Origin of the sequence: Streptomyces sp. NPDC046727, assembly GCF_040645635.1 — a bacterium.
Taxonomy (GTDB): domain Bacteria; phylum Actinomycetota; class Actinomycetes; order Streptomycetales; family Streptomycetaceae; genus Streptomyces.
In genome coordinates this window covers 19,043-39,328 of the sequence record NZ_JBEYYR010000002.1, presented here as the reverse complement: position 1 = coordinate 39,328, position 20,286 = coordinate 19,043, and the positions used below count along the sequence as shown (strand labels likewise).

Sequence of the window (20,286 nt, the reverse complement as noted above, 5' to 3'; positions counted from 1 at the left end):
GAGGAATGCGCGAAGTCTCCGCGGCCCCCGGTTCCGTCACCGTGCACGGCACGGATCTCGACGACGGGCGGTTGCGCGCGGCGATCGTCGAGGCGGGGTACGGCGTCACCGACCCGGTCGCCGTCTGACCGACGGTGGAGCGGACCGCAGGCGACCGGCTCTCATCCGTCGCGCGTCACATCGAAAAGACGACGGGTGCCCTGCCGACGGGTCTCCGCCGGCAGGGCAGGCACCGCTGTTCTACTCGGCTTTACTCGGCCCGGGATCCGGCGGAGCGGCCGCGCAGGACGGAGAACACCGCCGCGGCCAGCCCCAGCACGCCGACGACCAGTCCGGCGACACCCAGACCGCGGGCGGTCGAGTCACTGGCCGACGCGGTCGACTTCGAGCTGTCGGAGGTCTTCGGGCTCGCCGACGAGGCGGTCGCGCTGCCGCCGTCCTCTGCCGCCTTGGCGGTGAGCTTGAGCACGGGTGCCGGGTTCTCCGGCTCCTGATCGCCCTGGGCCTCCTCGATCCACCGCACGACCTTGCCGTCGGAGTACGTCTGGAGGGTCTTGAAGGTGAGCTGGTCGGTGTCGTCGGGCAGCTGGCCGAAGGCGACGTTGAAGTCCTCGTAGTGGCCGGGGTCGATCTTGCCGCCGGTGAAGGTGATCTCGGAGACGGCGTCGGTGATGGTGCCGTCGTCGGTCTTGATGGGCGTCTTGAGCTTGGTGTTGGTGACCTTGGCGGTCCAGCCGTCCTGCGGGGAGACGAGCACGCCGAGGACGGGGTGGTCGGTGGGCAGGAACACCTGGACCTGCTTGGTGCTCGCGTTGTCCTCCTCGTTGGGGACACGGAAGGTCAGGACGCCGTCGGTGGCGCCCTTGGCGTAGCTGTCGGGGTGGATGGTGACGTGCGCGGAGGCGACGCCGGCGGCGGCGAGGAGTCCGGCGGCGGTCAGGGCGGTGACGGCGCCGGCGCGGCGCAGGGTGGTGCGGGTCCTGGACATGTGGTGAGGGATCTCCGTACGGAAGGAAGGGATGTCGGGGTCAGATCGCGTACGACAGCGCGGATGACATCCCCATCGGCGGCCCCCGCCGGTGAACGGCGTGCCTCAGCCGTGCCTGCCGCAGCGACCACGTCTCACCGGCAGCCCGACCTACGAGCCCGTGCGCGTCCGGTACGCCCCGCGCCCCGCCGTCGGCCTGCCACCAGGCGGCAAGCCCCGGCACGAACACGACCGCCCACCGCAGCAGCGACCACAGCGCCGCCTCGCCCCGCCGCAGCCACCAGGTCAGGACCAGAGCCGCCCCGACGTGGGCGGCAGTGGCGTGCGGCGTCAGCGCATGGGCGTGGGCCATCCGCATGCCGTGCATGACCATCGCCGCGTGGTGCGGCTGCACGGCGTGGAAGAGGAGATGCAGCCCACCCTGGGCAGCCAGAGTCCCCACGCCGATCGCGGCCAGCGACCGCTCCCGGCCGCCCAGCAGACAGCCGCCCGCAAAGACCGGCACGAACGCGGCCACCTGCACCCACACCGCCGGCGCCATGCCCGTGGCCAGGGCATGCCCTCCGGCAGCGAGCAGCACGCACAGCACGGCGAACACCGCCGCGCGCACGCTCCGCACCGCCAGGGACACACTCACGGCACCCGATGCTGCCATGCGGCAAGAAGATCTTTCCCCTCGCCCATGCATACGCATCACCGCCCACGAACCGCCTGGCCAATCCGCCCCCTTAACGAGTCGGAGGCGGCGGCCGTTCAGTTCCCGGCCATCTTGGCGAAATCGAAGCACCGGAAGCGGAGCACGGGCGCACGCCGTCCGCCCACACGCCCCCACACACGACGGGGTCGCGCGTCCGCCGCATCCGACAGCATCGGCAACGGCTACTTCACATCACCGTGGGACCAGGCACATAGCCGGCCCCACGGTGACCGCACCACGGTTCGTCAGGGCCGGCAGGACGGCCGGACGCGGAGCAGCTCGGTCCGCAGCACGGGCGTGCCGTCGACAAGCTGGGGGTCCTGCGTAGTCGGCTCGATACCGCCGGCAGCGATCTTGTCGAGCGTCTCCAGGCCGGCGGTACCGACCGTGCCGAACACCGTGTAGTTCGGTCGCAGCGCGGAGTCGCCGTAGACGACGAAGAACTGTGAACCGTTCGTGTTCGGCCCGGCGTTGGCCATCGCCAGCACACCGCGCCCGTAAAGGCGACGGACGCCGGTCGGATCGCTCGGTGCCGGCGGCAGGTCCACCGGCAGCTCGTCCTTGTACGCGTACCCCGGCCCACCCTCGCCGGTGCCGGTCGGGTCGCCACACTGCAGGACCTTCAGCGTCGGATACGCCGTCAGCCGATGGCACACCGTACGGTCGTAGAACCGGTGCCGCGCCAGGTGCACGAAGCTCTGGACCGTGCACGGCGCCTTCGCCCGGTCCAGACGCAGCGGGAGCGGGCCCTGGCTGGTCGGGACAGCCATGTCGACCGTGCCGTGACCGGGGGTGTGCCGCGGGTCGGGCGGCAGGGGAACCGGCCGCGCCGCCGGCTCGTCCGGGGTCTGGGTGTACTGGCAGGGACCGTGCGTCGTGCCCGGCGGGGCATCGGAAGCGGAGGCGGTGGTGCTGCCCCCGGACACGACCAGCGCTGCTGCCGCCCATGCGGTCATGAGAGCTCGGTTCATCCTGCACACCCTCCAAAAGATCGTCAGATTTCGGAGCGGTCGCAGTCTAAAGCGCGGCCCGGTGGGCGAGTACCGGTCCGCAGGCCACATCCACTCCCAGCCTTCGGCCCGGCCGCAGGCCACGTCGTTCGGCTGCGGCACGGCGCCCCGAACCATGTCGAGCGGGTTTCCGGGTGCAGAAACGCCATCCGTCCCGGACATGCCGGTGTGCCCGCCCAGGGTCGCTGCCTCAGACAGCGAGTGACATTCGTCTGGTCCTGAGTGCGGTGGAGTGCGCCCCGACGATGACGAACGCGAGGATGAGCTCCAGGGCGCCGAAGGAGAGAAATTCTGCCGGCCGGTCCGGCAGGCCGTTCTGGGCGATGGAGAGCACCCGCCCGAGGGCTCCGAAGAAGATCGGGGCGGCAAGGAAGTAGACGAGGATCCCCTGCGAACGGATCGTTGCCGCCGCCCAGAAGAACAGGGGAGCCCAGCCGATGTAGACGCCCGCCATGAAGCGGTGTACGTGGTCCGCGGTCACATCGCCCCCGGGGGCTCCCCGCGCTATCTGCAGCGAACGTTCCTTGTTGGTCTCGCAGTTGACGGATGTGGTGGTCATGCCTGCTCGGCGGGGCGTACGAGCAGCTCGGCGACGGCCACGTGCCGGGGACGGGTGACGATGTAGCCGACCGTGTCGGCGATGTCCCGGCTCTGCAGCCGCTCGATGTCACCCAGAGAGGAGGCGATGTACTGCTGCACAGCAGCGGGGTTGTGCGTGCGCAGTTCGGTGTCGACGCTGCCCGGCTCGATGACGGACACACGGACATGCTGCTTTGCCAGTTCCTGGCGCAGCGCCTCGCTGAAGCCGGTGACGCCGAACTTGGTGGCGGTGTACACCGCCATCATGGCGTAGGCGTTGCGGCCGTTCAGCGAGCTGACGTTGACGATGTCGGCGACCTGGCGCGGTTCCTCGGCGGCGGCCTTGACCAGGTGAGGGACGGCCGCGTGGGTGGTGTACATCAGGCCCGTCAGGTTGATGTCGATCATGCGTCGCCAGTCGTTCAGATCCGCACCCGAGGCGGGACCGAGCAGCATGAGACCGGCGTTGTTGACCAGGATGTCCAGACGACCCAGGCCCTCGACGGTCCGCTCGACCGCCTCCGCGGCGGCCTGGGAGTCGGTGATGTCGGCGGGCACGACCAGGGCCTTCCCGCCGGCGGCGGTGATCTCTCCGGCGAGGTCGGTGAGGCGGTCCTCGCGCCGGCCGACCAGCGCCACGTCGGCGCCCTCGCGGGCAAGCTCCAGCGCGGTGGCGTGGCCGATACCGCTGGAAGCCCCGGTGACCAGGGCAACGGTTCCTTCAAGACGACCAGTCATGATTCAAGCCTTTCGATGAACGGCCACGCTGCTGCGAGCCGTACGGGATGGAGATAGGGGGTGACAGTGGCAGAGTCCGATCCGCCCGGTTTCATATGGATTGTCTACAAGCGCTCTCCGCCGTATGACCAGGGGAAACGCCATGCATTCCGTGACCGATCGCGCCCGCATCGACGAAGCCGCTCGGAGCATGCCCGTTTGTGCCGGTCCTGGTCCAAGCTCGCCCATACCTCTCTTGTCGGCCTCGCAGTCGATGCCACCTGTTCAGCTCAGCGGGACGTCGAGGACGGCCTTGCGGTGGCTGAACGTCTCGATGGAGTAGCGGCCGTGGTAGTTGCCCATGCCGCTTTCCCCGACGCCGCCGAAGGGGAGCGTCGGCACGGCGAGGTGGTGCATCGGCAGGCCGAAGTTGAGGCCGCCCGAGGAGGTCTCGGCGGTGAGCCGGCGCTTGGTGGTGTTGTTCTCGGTGAAGGCGTACAGGGCGAGCGGCTTGTCGCGTTCGTTGATGAAGGCGATCGCCTCGTCCAGGTCCTGCACGGTCAGGATCGGCAGGATGGGGCCGAAGATCTCCTCCTGCATCACGGGTTCGTCGGGCCGGACATCGGCCAGCACGGTCGGGGCGATGTACTTGTCCCCGCGGTCGGTCCGGCCGCCGGTGACCGTACGGCCGGAGGCCAGCAGCGCGGAGAGCCGGTCGAAGTGCCGCTCGTTGACGACCCGCGCGAAGGCGTCGGACGTCTGCGGGTCCTCACCGAACAGCTCCTTGAGCGTGACGACCAGGGCGGCCTGCAGTTCGGCCGCGGTCTCCGGGTCGGTCAGGACGTAGTCGGGGGCGACGCAGGTCTGTCCGGCGTTGGCGAACTTGGTCCGCGCCAGGCGCTGCGCGACCGTCGCGATGTCGGCGTCCCGGTCCACGAACACCGGCGACTTGCCGCCGAGCTCGAGGACGACCGGGGTGAGGTTCTTGGCGGCGGCGGTCATCACGATGCGGCCGACCGTGCCGTTGCCGGTGTAGAAGATGTGGTCGAAGCGCTGCTCCAGGAGCACGGTGATCTCCCGCGAGCCGCCCTCGACGACCGCGGTGGCGTCGGTGTCGAGATAGGCGGGCAGCAGCTCGGCCAGCAGCGCGGAGGTGTGGGCGGCGTAGTTGGCGGGCTTGATCACGACCGCGTTACCGGCCGCGAGGGCGCCCGCGACGGGGACCAGCAGCAGATTGATCGGGTAGTTCCACGCAGAGATCACCAGGGCGACACCGAGGGGGTCGAACACGGTACGGGCGGTGCTGCCGGGAAGGCCGGGCACCGACACGGGGGCGTGCTGCGGGGCGGTCCACTCCTCCAGGTGCTCCAGGTACTCGTCGATCTCGACGATCGTGAGGTCGATCTCCATGGCGTCGGCCTCGGCGCGGCTCTTGTGCAGGTCCGCGTACAGGGCGTCGGCTATCGCCACGCGGTTGTCGGTGAGCAGGCCACGCAGCCGGGTCAGCTGCTGCCGGCGCCAGGACAGAGGCTTGGTGCGGCCGGTGCGGAAGGCGGCGCGCAGCCGGTCCACCAGCGCCGTGGCTTCGGCGGCAGTGAAGGTGTCGTCGAGGGTGAAGGATGCTTTGGGGTCAGTCACAGTGTGGTCCTGTTCGGATTGGAGCGAAAGCAGGCCGGCCTCCGGGGAAGGCGAGCGGTATCCCGGTAGCCACGCGTTGCTGGTCACCGCCAGGTCGGCGTGACGGCCGCGGCCTGGCGGGAGCCGACCTCGTGCGGCAGGATCTCCGGGACGCGGGCGACATCCTCGGGCGTGAGGGTGACCTGCGCGGCGGCCACGGCCGGAGCGCCGCAGGCGATCGTCGTGCCTACGTGCCCAGACCGGTCGCCCCGGTCTTGAGGCCCTGGCCGCCGAGAGTGCGCCGGGCGGGCTTCCTGGTGCGTTGTGCCATGTCCTCAACGCTAGGGACACGGCACCCGGGGGTCATGGGGCACCGATCGCATAGAATTGCCTAATCCTCTCAACAAGGAGGCGCCGTGCTGGACCGACTTTCCTCAGCCATCAATCGGCACTTCGTGGGAGTGGGCTCGGCCACCGCGGTCCCGCGGCTCACCCTTGTCGCGGTCGATGAGCTCATGGAGCCCACCGACCGGCTGGAGGATCCGATGATCTGCTTCGTCGCCGAGGGCACGAAACGCACCACCGCGGGGGAGCTCAGCCATGTCGCTCACGCCGGCGAGATGCTGTTCACCACCATCGACCTGCCCGTCACCGTCGCGGTGGAGAAGGCGCCCTACCGCTCCGCCGTCCTGCGATTCGACACCCAGGCGCTCACCGAACTGCTCGTCGAGCTGCACGAGACCGGCCCCGCCACCCTGTCGACGATCGAAGCACAGGTGACCGCGCCGATGACCCCGGAACTCATCGACGCACTCACCCGCTATGTCCAGCTCCTCGACACCCCCGACGACATCCGCCCCCTCGCCGCCCGGGTCGAGAGCGAGATCCTCTACCGGCTGCTGCGCAGCTCCCTCGGACCCGTCCTGCGCCAGTGGTCTCTGGCCGACTCCGTCACGACCCGGGTGCGCGAGGTGGCCCGATGGATCTGCGCCCGCTACACCGAGCCGCTCAGAATCGACGAGATCGCCGCCGTGGCACACATGAGCCCCGCCAGCCTGCACCGGCACTTCAAAGCGGCCACCGGCATGAGCCCGATCCAGTACCAGAAGCACCTACGGCTGCAGGAGGCACGACGTCGCCTGGTCGCCGGCGATGCCACCGCGGCCCAGATCGCGCAGGCGGTCGGATACGCAAGCGCCACCCAGTTCAACCGCGAGTACCGCAGCACCTACGGCCTTCCACCGGGCCAGGACGCGGCCCGCCTACGCGCTCGACTCGCCCAGGCCACCACGGCAACGACGCGGCGGGCATAGGACCTGGCCGTCAGACTGAGGCATCTGCCGGGGGGCCGACGACGGCCGTGTTGTCGCTCCGCTGCGGCCTGGCGCAGCTCCGCCATTCACGCGGGCCTCAGCATCCATTGCTGGCTGGCACTGTCCTTGTCCGTCTGCAGCACGATCGCCGCATGGTCGTGTGTGCTGTCGGCGTCGACCTCGATGACCTTCTTCTCGCTCAGCACACTGACGATCTTCACGTAGCCGCCGTCCGTCGGGACCAGCTTCCACTGCTGGTTGGTTCCGCCGTCTTTTGCCGGCCACTGGATGATCGGGGTGCCGTCGGTCGGGCTTGCGTGCTGGACGTCGACGAGCATGCCCGAGTGGACGTTGGTGATGGTGGAGACGCCGTTGCCGAGGTCGGAGAGACGCCATTGCTGGTTGGTGCCGCCGTTGAGGGTGTACTGGATGAGCTGGGTGTCCTTGGTCGTCGAGAAGTCGGGATCGTCGAGGACTTCGCCGCTCGCGCGGTTGGTGAGGGTGTACGCGTCCAGGGTGGCGCAGAAGGGGATGGCCGCGCCGCGGGTCTGGTGGAGGTCGAGGACGACGACCTCGTTGGTGCCGGCGACGAGCCAGGGCGCGGGACAGAAGAGGCGGTGCTGGGGGCCGATGCTCCAATAGCGTCCGAGGTTACGGCCGTTGACCCAGACCAGCCCCTTGGTCCATCCGGACATGTCCAGGTAGGTGTCGCCGACGGCGCCGAGGGTGAAGGTGGCTCGGAAGAACAGGCCCGGGCGGTTCGGGTCGCTGATGTTCGGCTTCAGTGCCGCGACGTAGGGCTCGTCGACCGGCAGCGTGTACGTCTGCCAGTTCACAAGCATCTCGCCGCTGCGGATCTGGAACGGCTTCCCGTCGAGCAGGAAAGCCGACCCGTCCGGGGCGAAGGCGAACGTGTTCCCGGCCGCTGAGGCGTTGCCGGTGACCAGCCGTGCGGCCAGCGGGCTGATCAGCCCGGCGGCCAGGCCGAGCGATTGCTGGTCAACCTCGCCTTGGTGCCGCTTCCGGTCGGCTACGTGGCGTACGTCCTCGCGCGCAGCACGAGCCCCACGCTCCGGGCCACCTCGGCGTCGGTGAGTGGACCACGCGCACGGCAGGGCACACACCGACGCCGGCGCGCCTCCAAGCACCGTGCGGCGCGCACCCTCGCCCTGGGCAACGGGGGCGGACGCTCACTGGCATCCTTCGGCAGCAGGCCGCTGCTGACCGCCACGGCGCTCGCGGCGACCGTCACGGCGGCGCTGGGCGCGGTGGAACTGGCAAGCCCCGACGAGGGGAAGTCCGCGGGACATCCATCAGGTGGCCTCACGGTGGCCGACGATGCAGCCGCCCCGGTGGCAACCCCTCGGAAAGGCCCTGCCGGTACGCCGCACACCCCACCACCGACGGCCACGCCCCGCACAAAGCCCACGGCCAGGCACACGACGCCTCCGAACGGCTCCCGGCACATCGCACCTGCGTCCACTCCCGCCCCGGAAAGGCCCACACCCGCCGAGACACGAAACCCCCGAACGTTCCGACCGCCGGGCAAACGGCCGCGTCGGAGGTCCTCGACGTCATCAACCAGGCCCGTGCCGAGGCAGGTCTCGCGCCGTTGCGGTTCAGCACCGGCCTGGGAACGAGCTCTGGCCGACACACCGACACCATGGCCGCCGGTTGTGGCCTGCAGCACCAATGTCCGGGCGAGCCGTCGCTCGGCGACCGCGAGACGGCGGCCGGCGTTCACTGGAGAACCGCCGGCGAGAACATCGGCGAGGGCGGCCCGGTCGCCGAAACGCAGGCGGACATCACGGGCATGGCCGTCGGGATCACGAAAGGGATGCTCGCCGAACAGCCCCCCAACGACGGACACCGCCGCAACATCCTCAACCCGGACTTCCACCACATAGGAATCACCGTGCTGCGCGACAGCGGGGGGAGGGTCTGGATGGCCCAGGACTTCTCCGACTGACAACGGCCGAAGTGACGAGCAGACTTGTCGCCCCGGAGCGGGGAGTCGTCCCCGCCGTTGAGCCATGAAGATCCGAATTCATTCTCACCAGACCGCTGCGTACGCCCCGGGCCCGTCGCCGGCCGCCGCGTTCAGGTGAACGGGCAGCGCGAGCAGTCCTGGCGGCTTCCGGTGTACCGGACGGCGCGGCAAGCCGGTAGGTCTCCCCACCGCGGACGTGCCGCCCCTGCCCCAGCACCGCAAGGAATGTCCGGGAATCGACTCGGTCACGTGGACCCGGTGCTCGTACGGGCGTGTGGTCGGCCCCCGTCCGGCGCCGGGTCGGCCGGTCCGGGCAGTCCGCTGGGGCCGGTTTCCGGGACCGGGTGTCCGAGGGCCGACTCGGTGCTCTCGCCGAGGAAGCCGCCCGACTGGTGCTGCCACAGCTTGGCGTAGGCACCGTCCGCCGTGAGCAGTTCCTCGTGGGTGCCCTGCTCGACGACGCTTCCGCGGTCGAGGACGACGAGACGGTCCATGCCGGCGACGGTGCTCAGGCGGTGGGCGACCACGAGGGCCGTACGTCCGTCCATCAACCGCCACAGGGCGTCCTGGACGAGGAGTTCGCTCTCCGAGTCCAGCGCGCTGGTCGCCTCGTCGAGCAGCAGGATCGGGGCGTCGCGCAGGATGGCCCTGGCCAGGGCGACGCGCTGGCGCTGGCCGCCCGAGAGTTTGACCCCCCTCTCCCCCACCAGGGTGGCGAAGCCGTCGGGGAGTTGGTCGGCGAACTCCGTGACGTGCGCGGCCGCGGCCGCCGCGTGGATCTCCTCGTCGGTGGCGCCGGGCCGGGCGAAGGCGATGTTGTCCCGCAGGCTGCGGTGGAACATGGCGGGTTCCTGCGGTACGTAGGCGATCAGTGAGCGCAGGTCGGTCTGGCGCAGCCGGCTGATGTCCTGACCGCCGATCAGGATGCGTCCGTCGTCGAGGTCCGACATCCGCAGCAGGAGCCGGGTGAGCGTGGTCTTGCCGCCGCCGGACCTGCCGACCAGGCCGATCCGTGCACCTGCGGGCACGTCCAGGTCGAGGCCCTGGAAAATCGGCTTCGCACCCGTGTGGGCGAAGGTCACCGCCTCGAAGCGGATGCCGGTGTCCCGCGGTGCGAGCGTCTCGGGATGCGTCGGGTCGAGCACGGTGGGCGGATCCAGCAGCAGCTCCGTGAACTGCGCGGCCTCGGTCATCGAGCTTTCCAGACGCCGGTAGATCTGGTTGAACTCGAACATGATCTGTGTGGCGTTGGAGTAGTAGGTGAAACTGACGACGATCTCCTCGACTCCCTGGCCCGAGCCGCCGAAGGCGACGGCGACCAACAGCCCCAGCACGTTGGTCAGCACGGACATGGGGGCGACCAGGGTGTCGACGCGCAGATTGCCGTAGTCCCACGACCTGAGCGTCAGGCGCCGGGAGTCCGCGACACGGCTGCGGTGTTCGTCGGCCTCCCGCCGCTCCGCCGCGAACGCCCGGATGGTCTCCATGTTCATGAGGCTGTCGGCGACGTGGCCGGAGACCCGGGCGATCGCCGCCTCACGGGCGTTGACGAGCCTCTGCCGACGACGGATCAGCGGCGTCGCGGCCACCACGGTCAGCGCGATCATCACGAGAAGGCCGACGACGAGCGCCGGTTCGTAGCTCCACAGCACCACGGCACCGAAGACCAGCGGGACGAGACTGCCCACGATCCGGTACGTCACCGTGTCGACGAAGTCCTCGAAGCGCTTGCCGAAGCTGAGCACCCGTTTGGTCAGGGAGCCGGCGAAGTTGTCGTGGAAGAACGCCGCGTCCTTGGCCAGGAGTTCGTCCATGCCGCTCACGTACAGGTGTTCCATGCCGAGGGCGTCCACGCGGTTCAGGCAGTGCTGCCCGATCCGCCACACGCCCTCGGCGAGCAGCAGCGTCACGCCGAAGCCCAGCACGTACGGCAGCGCCGAGCCGAGGGTGAGATCGCCGTCGTCGGCGGCCTGTCCCGCCAGTTTGGCGATCAGCAGGGGGGCGACGTAGCGGATGCCGATGTTGCCCACGGCCGGCAACAGCAGCGCGGGCAGGGCCAGCAGTCGTAGTCGCAGCAGTTCCCGGCCGTAGTGGCGCAGTGCCAGGACGACCGCGCTCCTGCCCGGTGTCGGCCCTCGCGTATCTGTTGTCCCCATCACACTCCCGGAGGTTCGGAAGTCGGAAGTGTCCCGTCCGCGGAGTTCCTCAGTCCAGGCATTTACCGCGGACCGGCGAGAACCGGACACCGCCGCGTTCGTGGGTCACCGGGAAGGCGAGGGGGCCGGTGCGGGGTGGGTCAGAAGCGCTGGACGATTTCGCAGGTGTTGGGCACGACGATGTCGAGAGGGGGCCGGTCGGCGACCAGGACGTCGAAGCCGGTGCCGCAGTCGATCTGGTCGAAGCCGCCGTTGCGGCTGACGATCGTGTCGTTGCCGCCGCGCCCGACCATGGTCACGGTGATCAGGGTCGGACCGGTCCAGCCGTCGGGGTCGGTGAGCCGGTCGGGGCCGCTGCCGCCGACGAGGATGTCGTTGCCCTGCCCGCCCACGAGGTCGCTCGGGAGGTCGGTGTCGTTCTGAGCCGTGTCGTTCCGGTCGCCGAGGTCGGCGACGATCCGGGTCACGCCCTGGCCCGCGCAGAGGACCGTATGGCCGCTCCCGGTGCAGCCCGGGCCCGCGGTGAGATTGCTCGTCGTGTCGGTGACCCGGAGGGTTCCCGCGCTGAAGGTGTCGAAGGTGACGGTGTTCGTCTCGCCGGGCAGGGCGGTGAAGACGAGCCGGCCGTTGCTGATCGTCACGAAGGCGGGGGCTGCGGACGCGGGGCTCGCGACGGCCATCGTCAGGGTGAGGGCGGCCACGGCCGGGGCGGCGGCGCGGACAGCGGTGCGGAGACGTGAAGCTGTCGAGCTCATCGGTACTGTTCCTCGGGGTCGGCGCGTGCGGATCTGATCCTGGATCCGTCGCACCCTTCGCTACCCGGAGTGACGAGCCGGCTCACCTCTTCATCACACAGTTACCTCGTGTGCCGCAGGAGAGACGTTCGGTCGATCTTCCCGTGTGCCGTCATGGGGATGCTGCCCACGAAGACGTAATGCTGCGGCACCATCTCGGCGGGCAGGTGCCGGCGGGCGAACTCCTTGAGCGCCGCGGCCGAACGGGGCGCATCGCTGTGCGCGTCGCCGACCACGTAGGCGGTGAGGCGGGCCTCGTCCTGGTCCCAGTCGACCACGACGTCGTTCACCCCGGGGCACCGGCCCAGCACTCCCTCGATCTCCCCCGGCTCCACCCGCACGCCGCGCACCTTGATCTGCCGGTCGATCCGCCCGAGGAACTCCAGTTCGCCCTCGTCGTTCCGGCGGACCAGGTCGCCGGTGCGATACCACCGCTGTGCGGAGCCGCCGACGCGCACGAAGCCGCTCTCGGTCGCCGCCTGGTTCCTCCAGTACCCGAGGGCCAGGCATGCGCCGCCGACGAGGAGTTCACCGGGGGCGCCGCTCTCGGCCTCCGCCGTGCCGTCGGCCACCATGGTCCGGGCCGGGCCGATCGCCCGGCCGATCGGGACGGGGCCGGTGCTCGTCGGTGCCACCTCGTGGCTGGTGGCGACCACCGTCGTCTCGGTGGGGCCGTAGTGATTGACGAAGCGCCGCAGCGGGTGCCCGTCCCGAAGGCGCAGCCGGTCGCCTCCGGTCAGCAGGCAGCGCAGCTGTCCGAAGTGGGTCCCGTGCCGCAGATAGGCCTCGGCCAGCGGAGTCGGCAGAAACGCCAGGTCGATGGCCTGGGCCCGGTACCAGTCGCCGAGTTCCCAGGGCGCCAGCTTCAGTTCCCCGGGAGCGAAGTGGATGGACGCGCCGTGGCACAGGTACGGCCAGGTCTCCCACATGAAGGCGTCGAACGACATGGCGGCGATCGACGCGGCCCGGTCCGCGGGCGTCACGCCGTAGGTGTCGCCGTGCCAGCGCGCCAGCAGCGCGAAGGAATCGTGTCCGACGAGCACGCCCTTCGGGACCCCTGTCGATCCCGAGGTGTAGATGAGGTACGCGCCGCCGCCGGGCACACCGAGCGCGTCCGGTTCCGCCGGGGCGCACGCCGCCCGGTCGATCACCCTCGGCACGCCGGGCAGGCCGGCGTCCGGGCCGCCGGCAAAATCCCCGACGACGGCTTCCGGAGCGGCATCGGCCACCATCGCCTCCAGCCGGCCACGCGGCAGGTCGGGAGGCAGGGTGAGGCAGATCCCTCCTGTGCTCCAGATGCCGAGCTGGGCAGCCAGCACACCGATGCCGCGATCCAGGTGGATCGCGACGACCGCGCCCGGCCGGACCCCGCTCCGGGTCAGGGCGAGGGCGATGCCGGCGGCCTGCCGCACCAGCTCGCCGTACGTGGTCAGCTGCCCCTCGCACGCCACGGCCGGTGCGTCCGGCCGCCGTCGCGCCTGGCTCAGGACCATCTCCGGAACAGAGCTGATGCCGTTCCTGACCGTCGAGGCGCTCACTGGCTCTCGACCGCCACGCAGGCCGCCGCCACCGCCTGCGCGCGGGCGTCCGTCAGGAACTGCCGCGCCGGTACGCTCATCCCGTACTGGGTGCGCAGCAGCGAGATGACCTCCATGACCAGGAGGGAATGGCCACCGATCGCGAAGAAGTCGGACTCCGCGTCGACCTCGGAGCTGCCGACGACCTTCACATAGCTCTCGATCACCGCGTCGAGCGAGTTGTCCATGTCGTTTCCCCTTTCTCTGCTGTTCTCTGCTTTTCTCTTCAGGCAGGCTGGACGAAGGCGGATTCGAGTCTGCGGTAGCCGGTACCCACGGCCCATCGAACGGTTTCCGGGGAGAGCCGGGCCGTGGGAAAGGCGGCCGTCCATGCGGAGATCGCGGCCTTCGCGCCTTGACGGGCTATCGGAGCGCCGAGGCAGTAGTGGATGCCGACCCCGAAGGCCAGGTGCCGCTGGTTCCGCGTGAAGTCGAGGACGTCGGCGTCCGCGGAGTTCTGCCAGTCCCGGTTGGCGGCGGCGAGCAGCACGAGAATGCGGTCACCCGCGCGGATGGTGTGCCCGTCCACGCTCAGGTCGGCGAGTGCGACTCGGGGGACCTGCGGTACGGGCGTGTCGAAGCGCAGCAATTCCTCGACCACCGCCCCGGCTTCGGCCTGCCCCGTGGCCACTTCGTGGTAGCGGCCGGGTTCTCGCAGCAGGTGCAGCAGCCCGCTCGCGATGAGCCCCGCCGTGGTCTCCTGGCCGGCGAAGGACAGGAGGTGGGCCGTGTGCAGGTAGGTGTCCTGGGGCGCTGCCGGGTCGTCGCCGACGAGAGGGAACAGGGCGCTGTCCGGCGAGAGGTCCGGGGCGAGCGCGCGATAGAGCTCGTTGAGCCGGCCGACGGCGGCAGCCGCCTGCTCGGCGAACTCCGTTTTGTGTGGCTGGGCCAGGAAACTGGCGATCGCGGCCATGTGAACGGCCGCCGTGGACATGACGTCGGCGGGCACATCGAGTACCCGGGCGAGAATGCCGCCGGCGACCGGGGTGGAGAAGTCGTTCGCGATGTCCACGCCGGTGGGCGGGCGAATCGTCTCCAGTTGTGTGGCGACGACGTCCTGGAATTCTTCGGCGAGGCTCTCCGCACGGTTGCGGGCGAAGAAGGACTGCATGGTCCGGCGAAGCCGTGTGTGACCCGGCGGATCCATGAGCATGAACCAGCCGAGCAGCATCCGCTCCAGTTCGGGGAACTCGCGGCAGGGCGAATCGCCGGCGTTCAGCCGAAGCCAGTCCGAGGACACTTCCGGAGAGCGCAGAACCGTGTTCACCGCGCTTCTTCCGGCGACCACCCAGACTTCCAGCAGCTCGTCCCAGAAGACGCCGGAACGCTCTTGAAAGGTCTTGTAGACAGGGTACGGATCCTCCCAGAACGAAACCCCCACGGCCCGCTGCTCCCTAATGTGCTGTGTCACGTCGTGCGGTGGTCCCGGGATCGGCGACCACCCTGGCGAGAAGCTCGTGGTAGGCCGCCCGTACGGCCTGGACGGTCTGCGCGGAGACGCGTTCCGGCTGACGGTCGAAGGTGATCCTCAGGGCGCCGTCGGGCTGCGGCCAGGCTTCCACGACCAGCTCGTGCATGGAGCGCGGATGCGCGGCGTCGATGCCGGTCACCTGGCAATCCGGAAGGCCGAACCTCTCCTGATCGACGTCCTGGAGGGCGAACATGGTCTGGAACAGGGGGTGGCGGTCCGAGCGGGTCGGGCGGACGGTTCCGACCACCTCGGAGAAGGGCACGTCCTGGGCGGCGAACGCCGTCATGACGATGTCGTGGGTGCCGAGCAGTACCGAGGGAAAGTCGTCGTCGAGGCCGCGGAACGGGATGCACAGCGTGTTGATCAGGCAGCCCACGAAGCTGTCGGCGGAAGGTATGTCGCGCTTGGCGACCGGGACGCCGATACCGAACGCGTCCTGCCCGAGGGTCCGGTGGAGCGCCGTGGCGTAGGCGGCCAGGAGCACGGTGAACAAGGTCGTACCGGCTTCGACCGCTGCCTTTTCCAGCTTGGAGGCGTCCGCTGCCGGCAAGGAGAAGGACGCTTCGGCCGGTGGGAGGGGGTGGCCCGGTGGGTTCGGCGCGGGACCGAAGTCGAGCGGGGGAAGGCCGGTGAGTGCCTCCGACCAGAAGGCGAGCTGCTGTGACAGCCGTTGCGGGGACAGTTGCAGCGCGCGTTCCCGCAGGGCGTCCGCGAGGGAGGCCGGGGCCCTGCCGAAGTCGGGCCGCACCCCGGCACGACGAGCCGTGTAGGCAAGGGCCAGCTCCCCGAGGAGGATCCGCTGCGACCAGGCGTCGAAGGCGATGTGATGGACGCAGATCGCGAGGAAGTGCGTGGTCGCGCAGGCGATGGACGCGCACCTCCATACCTGTGCGCTCTCGATGCTCAGCGGAGTGAGCACATGCTCCCTCAGGAGACGGACGGCCTCGTCCTCATCGGCCGCCGAGGGCAGGACCTCCAGGGACGCGGGGGCATCCCCGGTGCGCACGAGGGCACGAGGTCTCGGTACGGCCTGGTACGCGGCCCGCAGGGCTTCATGGCGCTCCCCCACGTCACGCACGGCCTCGGCCAGGGCGTCGAGGTCCAGGGGGCCGTCGATCCTCCAGAAGGAAGGGCAGAGCGGTGCCAGGTCCTCGGGGTGGAATTCGTGTGCCATCGCGAAACCCGCCTGCATGCCGACGAGTTCCACCGCCTGCTGTGGAGAGGCGTTCCGGGGCTCGACCGGTACGGGCCGGTTCGCGTCCGATCGCGAGCGGCGCAGCTCGTCCAGGCAGCCGTCGAGCGTGGGGTGGGCCATGATCAGCGAGATGGGGACCGGCGCCCCCAGGAGCAGCCCCAGTTTGGTGCACAGCCGGCCGGCGTCCAGGGATGTGCCGCCGAGCGCGAAGAACGATACGTCAGGGGGCACGCTCTCCCGGTGGAGCACCGCCGCGAACGCCGATCCGACGACGGCTTCCAGCTGATCGCGGGCCTTCCCGTCGTGGTCCGCGACGGCGGTCCCGTCCAAGCGGGGCAGCGAGGCGGCCAGTTTCCGGTGGTCGACCTTGCCGTTCGCGGAAAGAGGGAAGTTCTCGACGTGTTCGCAGTGATCCGGGACGAGGTGTCCGGGGGCGCGGGCCATGATGCCGCGCCGGAGTTCGTCGGGCCGCGGGTCGGCCGCGTGCTCCGTGGTGTAGAAGACGGCGATGCCGTGGCAGGTGCCGTTGCCGTCCGTGCGGGGGACGGCGACACAGTCCGTCACGCCTGGCGCCTGCCGGACCAGAGCCTCGATCTCCGCCAGTTCGACGCGGTGTCCACGGAGCTTCACCTGACGGCCGATGCGTCCGTGGAAATGGAGGATCCCGTCGGCGTCGACGGAGACCAGGTCACCCGTCCTGTACCTGCGGTCCGCATGCCCCGGGCCGTCGGCTCGGACGAATCTCTCCTCGGTGAGCGCGGGTTGCCCGAGGTAGGAGAGCGCCAGGCCGTCGCCGGCGATGTACAGCTCGCCGGGCTGCCCTGCCGCGCACGGCTTGCCGTCCTGGATCACCTGGACCCGCCGGCCGGCCACCGCTCTGCCGATGGGGATTCCGTGCTCGTGTGAGCAGTCCGCCGGCGTGATCTCGTGCACGGTCGCGAAGACCGTGCTCTCGACGGGCCCGTACCCATTGACCAGCGTGATGCCGGGATGAGCCTCCAGGAACATGCGCACATGCCTCGGGGAGAGGCGTTCGCCGCCGATGAAGACGCGTTCGAGACCGTCGAAGCAGCCCAGGTCCTCCTCGACGAACATGTTGAAGAGCGAGGCGGTGAGCCACAGGACGTTCACCCGGTGGGCGGCGGTCAGCGTCCGCAGCGAGAGGGGAAGCAGGTAGGGGCCGTCGATCAGAACCGACGTTCCGCCGGACAGCAGCATCCCCCACAGCTCCAGACTGAAGGCGTCCCAGGGCAGCGCCGCGGCCAGCGGCATGACGCTTCCCGGCGCGAAGCAGCGGAACACCGGATCACGGAGCAGGCTGACGGTGGCCCGGTGCGGTGACACCACCGCCTTGGGCACGCCCGTGCTGCCGGAGGTGAAGAAGACGGTGGCGGGGGAATCGCGGGAGATGACGGGTGCGGCGGGGAGGGTGAGCTGCCGCTCCGCCCGCTCTACGGATGGGGGGACGAAGGCGGGAAGGTCCCACCGGCCCGGCTCGGTCGTCACGACGACCGGCGCGGCGAGGAGCCGCACCAGCTCCTCCTGCCGGGCGCGCGGCCATTCCGGGGCGATGAGCGAGTACGCGGCGCCCGTCTTGAGGATGGCGAGCACCGCCACGACCAGCTCCGCCGAACGCGGCATGACGACGGGAACGATGTCGCCCGCCGCCGCGAGTCCGCGCCGCGTCAGCTCCTGGGCCCAGGCGTTCGAGACCTCGTCCAGTGTGCGGTAGGAGTACTGCCTGTCCCCTGCGATCAGCGCGGTGCGGTCTCCCTGCTCCCGGGCCTGAACGGCGAAGGCCCCGCACAGGGTGTCGCCCTGGCCGATGAGCTCCTCGAACAGCGCGCGCGGATTCCTGGCGGGCACCTCCGCACCGTGCCTCGATGTTCCAGCCATGCCGCTGACTCCTGCCGGTGCCGTCCGTGGTGATGTCATCACGCCAGCTCAGAAGGTAGGTCGCACAGCTTTCGTCTCGTTATCGCGCCCGCTTCGCACCCGGTGCCCCGGGCAGTGCCCCGACCGGACGCGTTCGCAGGGGAGAACTGATACGGCGTCGATAAGGCGCGCCTCTAGGGTCCCGGCCATGCCGAGCCCCATGGAAACGTCGCACGCCCACCCCACGACCTCCCGGTCCGTGGTCCTGCGCGCATTCAACAAGCCCCTCGCCCTGGAAGAGCTGGACATCGCCGCGGTCGGTCCCGGCGAAGTCCTGGTCAAGGTGGGTTACGGCGGCGTCTGCGGCACGGACGCGCACCTGTGGAGCGGACGACTGGACATCCCCACACCCGTGGTCCTCGGGCACGAGGGGCTCGGAACGGTGGAGCGGATCGGGTCCGGCGGGCTGCGTGACGCGAACGGGGACACCCTGGAGGTCGGGGACACCGTCATGTGGGCGTCCTCGATCTCCTGCGGTTCCTGCGTTCCGTGCCGTATGCACGAAGAACCGACGCTGTGCGAACGGCGCACCACCTACGGCGTCAACATCCCCGTGTCGGACGCCCCCGGACCGTCCGGGTCCTGGTCGGAGCGCATGCTGCTGCGCGCCGGCACCAGTGTGGTCAAGGTCCCCGCGGGCGTGGACCCGCTGTCGGCGATGTCACTGGCCTGTGCCGGCCCCACCATGGCGCACGCCCTGTACGGCCGGCGTGCCGTCAGGCTCGGCGAGACGGTCGTGGTCCAGGGCAGCGGACCGGTGGGGCTCGCCGCGGCCGCCATGGCGCAGCTGGCCGGCGCGTCCCGGGTGATCGTGGTGGGCGGCCCCCGGGCCCGCCTCGCGGTCGCCGGACGACTCGGCATCGGTGACCACCACCTGGACATCATCGACGGCCTGGACGCCACGGCCGCGCTCGCCGAGGTACGCGCCCTGACCGGCGGATACGGCGCCGATCTCGTCATCGAGTGCGCCGGTGCCCCGAGTGCCGTCCCCCAGGGCATCGCCATGGCGCGACGGGGCGGCTCCTACCTCGTCGTGGGGCAGTACACCGACCGTGGCGACATCGACATCAACCCGCACCAGCTGGTCCATCGCCAGCTGTCCCTCTTCGGCTCCTGGGGATTCACCGGGGCGCACCTGGTCGCCTACGTGAACCTGCTGCCGGCTCTCAGCGAGCGGTTCGACCTCAAGAGCCTGGTGACCGAGTTCCCGATGACGGACTGCGAGGAGGCCCTGCGGCAGGTCGGCACGGGTTCGGTCCTCAAGGCCGTACTGCGCCCGTAGCCGGAGAGAGGTGAACGTCCGAGGGGAGTCACTGTGCGGCTGAGTACCGTCATCCTGCCCACCCGGCGCTGGACCGAGGGCGCCGGCCGCAGGTGGCGGCGTGCCGAGGAACTCGGGTTCCACGCCGCCTACACCTACGACCACCTGTCGTGGCGCAGCCTGCGCGACCGGGCCTGGTTCGGTGCCGTACCCACGCTGGCCGCTGCCGCGGCGGCCACCCGGTCCCTCCGGCTGGGCACCCTCGTCGCCTCTCCCACCTTCCGTCACCCGGTGCCGTTCGCCAAGGAACTCATGTCCCTGGATGACGTGTCCGCAGGGCGCGTCACGCTGGGAGTGGGCGCCGGGGCGAACGGCTTCGACGCCACGGCCCTGGGGCGGGCGCCGTGGTCGCCGCGTGAACGGGCGGCCCGCTTCGAGGAGTTCGTCGAACTGCTCGACCTGCTCCTGAGGGGCTCTGTCGTCTCGTACGACGGCGCGTTCTACCGTGCCCACGAGGCGCACAACCGGCCCGGCTGCCTCCAGTCCCCACGGCTGCCGTTCGCGGTGGCCGCCACCGGGCCGCGGGGCATGCGGCTGGCGGCACGCCATGGGCAGGCATGGGTGACCTTGGGCGACCCACGGCTGCCCGACGGCGACGAGCAGCGGTTCCACGCCACGATCGTCGAACAGGCCGAGAACCTGGACAAGGCCCTCGCCGAGCAGGGGCGGGCGGCGGGGGACATCGAGCGGATCCTGCTGACGGGCTTCAGCGGCGGCGACCCGCTGCGTTCCGTGGACGCGTTCGTCGACTTCGCCGGACGCTACGCCGAACTGGGCTTCACCGAGATCGTCATCCACTGGCCCGTCGAGGACTCCGTGTTCGAGGCCGACGAGGTGGTCTTCGAGCGCATCGCGTCACAGGCGCCGAGGCAGCTCGCCGGTGGCTCGGACACGTACACGCCGGAGTGATTCGTGCACGCAGAAGG

General features: G+C 70.1%; 18 protein-coding genes. 5 read left to right on the top strand and 13 right to left on the bottom strand.

The genetic code is table 11. The features are described 5' to 3' along the window. Positions 1–5 precede the first annotated feature (5 nt). Positions 6–128 (top strand): hypothetical protein, encoded by a 123-nt coding sequence (locus ABZ937_RS02355; RefSeq protein ID WP_361684778.1) that lies wholly within the window; start codon positions 6–8, stop codon positions 126–128. A 122-nt stretch (positions 129–250) separates the two neighbouring features. Here the strand turns inward: ABZ937_RS02355 and ABZ937_RS02350 are convergent, their stop codons facing one another. The 6 genes from ABZ937_RS02350 to ABZ937_RS02325 all read right to left on the bottom strand — a co-directional run bounded on the left by ABZ937_RS02350 (position 251) and on the right by ABZ937_RS02325 (position 5,629). Then, complete coding sequence (locus tag ABZ937_RS02350) at positions 251–988, bottom strand: YcnI family protein (protein WP_361684776.1); 738 nt, start codon at positions 986–988, stop codon at positions 251–253. A 40-nt stretch (positions 989–1,028) separates the two neighbouring features. Further along, positions 1,029–1,625, bottom strand: coding sequence for a hypothetical protein (locus ABZ937_RS02345; protein ID WP_361684774.1), 597 nt, complete (start codon positions 1,623–1,625; stop codon positions 1,029–1,031). A 305-nt stretch (positions 1,626–1,930) separates the two neighbouring features. Next, positions 1,931–2,656 carry a peptidylprolyl isomerase gene (locus ABZ937_RS02340; protein WP_361684772.1) on the bottom strand — a complete coding sequence of 242 codons (726 nt, stop codon included), beginning with the start codon at positions 2,654–2,656 and terminating at the stop codon, positions 1,931–1,933. Positions 2,657–2,885: 229 nt separating this feature from the next. Continuing rightward, entirely contained in the window at positions 2,886–3,254 is a 369-nt protein-coding gene (locus tag ABZ937_RS02335; protein WP_361684770.1) for a DUF4345 domain-containing protein, read from the bottom strand. Beyond that, positions 3,251–4,012, bottom strand: coding sequence for an SDR family NAD(P)-dependent oxidoreductase (locus ABZ937_RS02330; protein WP_361684768.1), 762 nt, complete (start codon positions 4,010–4,012; stop codon positions 3,251–3,253). Before ABZ937_RS02330 ends, ABZ937_RS02335 begins: the two co-directional genes overlap by 4 nt. Before the next feature lie 264 nt (positions 4,013–4,276). Then, the gene (locus ABZ937_RS02325) at positions 4,277–5,629 is read right to left on the bottom strand and encodes an aldehyde dehydrogenase family protein (RefSeq protein WP_361684766.1); all 1,353 of its coding nucleotides are present in this window, start codon (positions 5,627–5,629) and stop codon (positions 4,277–4,279) included. A 395-nt stretch (positions 5,630–6,024) separates the two neighbouring features. Here ABZ937_RS02325 and ABZ937_RS02320 point away from each other — a divergent pair, with 395 nt between their 5' ends. Beyond that, positions 6,025–6,921: an AraC family transcriptional regulator gene (locus tag ABZ937_RS02320; protein WP_361684764.1), complete on the top strand. Its 897-nt coding sequence runs from the start codon at positions 6,025–6,027 to the stop codon at positions 6,919–6,921. A gap of 86 nt (positions 6,922–7,007) precedes the next feature. On the opposite strand, the gene ABZ937_RS02315 is transcribed toward ABZ937_RS02320, so the two are convergent. Next, a complete protein-coding gene (locus tag ABZ937_RS02315) occupies positions 7,008–8,069 on the bottom strand; it encodes an RICIN domain-containing protein (protein ID WP_361684762.1) in 1,062 nt (353 codons plus the stop codon). Between the two features lie 50 nt (positions 8,070–8,119). Between ABZ937_RS02315 and ABZ937_RS02310 the strand changes: the two genes are divergently transcribed. Beyond that, on the top strand, positions 8,120–8,890 hold the full coding sequence (locus ABZ937_RS02310) for a CAP domain-containing protein (protein ID WP_361685395.1): 771 nt from the start codon (positions 8,120–8,122) through the stop codon (positions 8,888–8,890). A gap of 266 nt (positions 8,891–9,156) precedes the next feature. Here the strand turns inward: ABZ937_RS02310 and ABZ937_RS02305 are convergent, their stop codons facing one another. The 6 genes from ABZ937_RS02305 to ABZ937_RS02280 all read right to left on the bottom strand — a co-directional run bounded on the left by ABZ937_RS02305 (position 9,157) and on the right by ABZ937_RS02280 (position 18,000). Beyond that, complete coding sequence (locus ABZ937_RS02305) at positions 9,157–11,067, bottom strand: ABC transporter ATP-binding protein (RefSeq protein ID WP_361684760.1); 1,911 nt, start codon at positions 11,065–11,067, stop codon at positions 9,157–9,159. Positions 11,068–11,207: 140 nt separating this feature from the next. Beyond that, positions 11,208–11,822, bottom strand: coding sequence for a hypothetical protein (locus ABZ937_RS02300; RefSeq protein WP_361684758.1), 615 nt, complete (start codon positions 11,820–11,822; stop codon positions 11,208–11,210). Positions 11,823–11,923: 101 nt separating this feature from the next. Beyond that, positions 11,924–13,399 (bottom strand): amino acid adenylation domain-containing protein, encoded by a 1,476-nt coding sequence (locus ABZ937_RS02295; RefSeq protein WP_361684756.1) that lies wholly within the window; start codon positions 13,397–13,399, stop codon positions 11,924–11,926. After that, entirely contained in the window at positions 13,396–13,626 is a 231-nt protein-coding gene (locus tag ABZ937_RS02290) for a phosphopantetheine-binding protein (protein ID WP_361684754.1), read from the bottom strand. The genes ABZ937_RS02295 and ABZ937_RS02290 overlap by 4 nt, the downstream gene beginning before the upstream one ends. 38 nt (positions 13,627–13,664) lie before the next feature. After that, positions 13,665–14,819 carry a cytochrome P450 gene (locus ABZ937_RS02285; protein ID WP_361684752.1) on the bottom strand — a complete coding sequence of 385 codons (1,155 nt, stop codon included), beginning with the start codon at positions 14,817–14,819 and terminating at the stop codon, positions 13,665–13,667. Between the two features lie 13 nt (positions 14,820–14,832). Beyond that, positions 14,833–18,000 (bottom strand): amino acid adenylation domain-containing protein, encoded by a 3,168-nt coding sequence (locus tag ABZ937_RS02280; protein ID WP_361684750.1) that lies wholly within the window; start codon positions 17,998–18,000, stop codon positions 14,833–14,835. Positions 18,001–18,187: 187 nt separating this feature from the next. Here ABZ937_RS02280 and ABZ937_RS02275 point away from each other — a divergent pair, with 187 nt between their 5' ends. Together ABZ937_RS02275 and ABZ937_RS02270 are read left to right on the top strand one after the other, a co-directional pair. Beyond that, the gene (locus ABZ937_RS02275; protein WP_361684748.1) at positions 18,188–19,321 is read left to right on the top strand and encodes a zinc-binding dehydrogenase; all 1,134 of its coding nucleotides are present in this window, start codon (positions 18,188–18,190) and stop codon (positions 19,319–19,321) included. A gap of 33 nt (positions 19,322–19,354) precedes the next feature. Further along, positions 19,355–20,269, top strand: a complete 915-nt coding sequence (locus ABZ937_RS02270) for an LLM class flavin-dependent oxidoreductase (RefSeq protein ID WP_361684746.1) — start codon at positions 19,355–19,357, stop codon at positions 20,267–20,269. Positions 20,270–20,286: the final 17 nt, after the last annotated feature.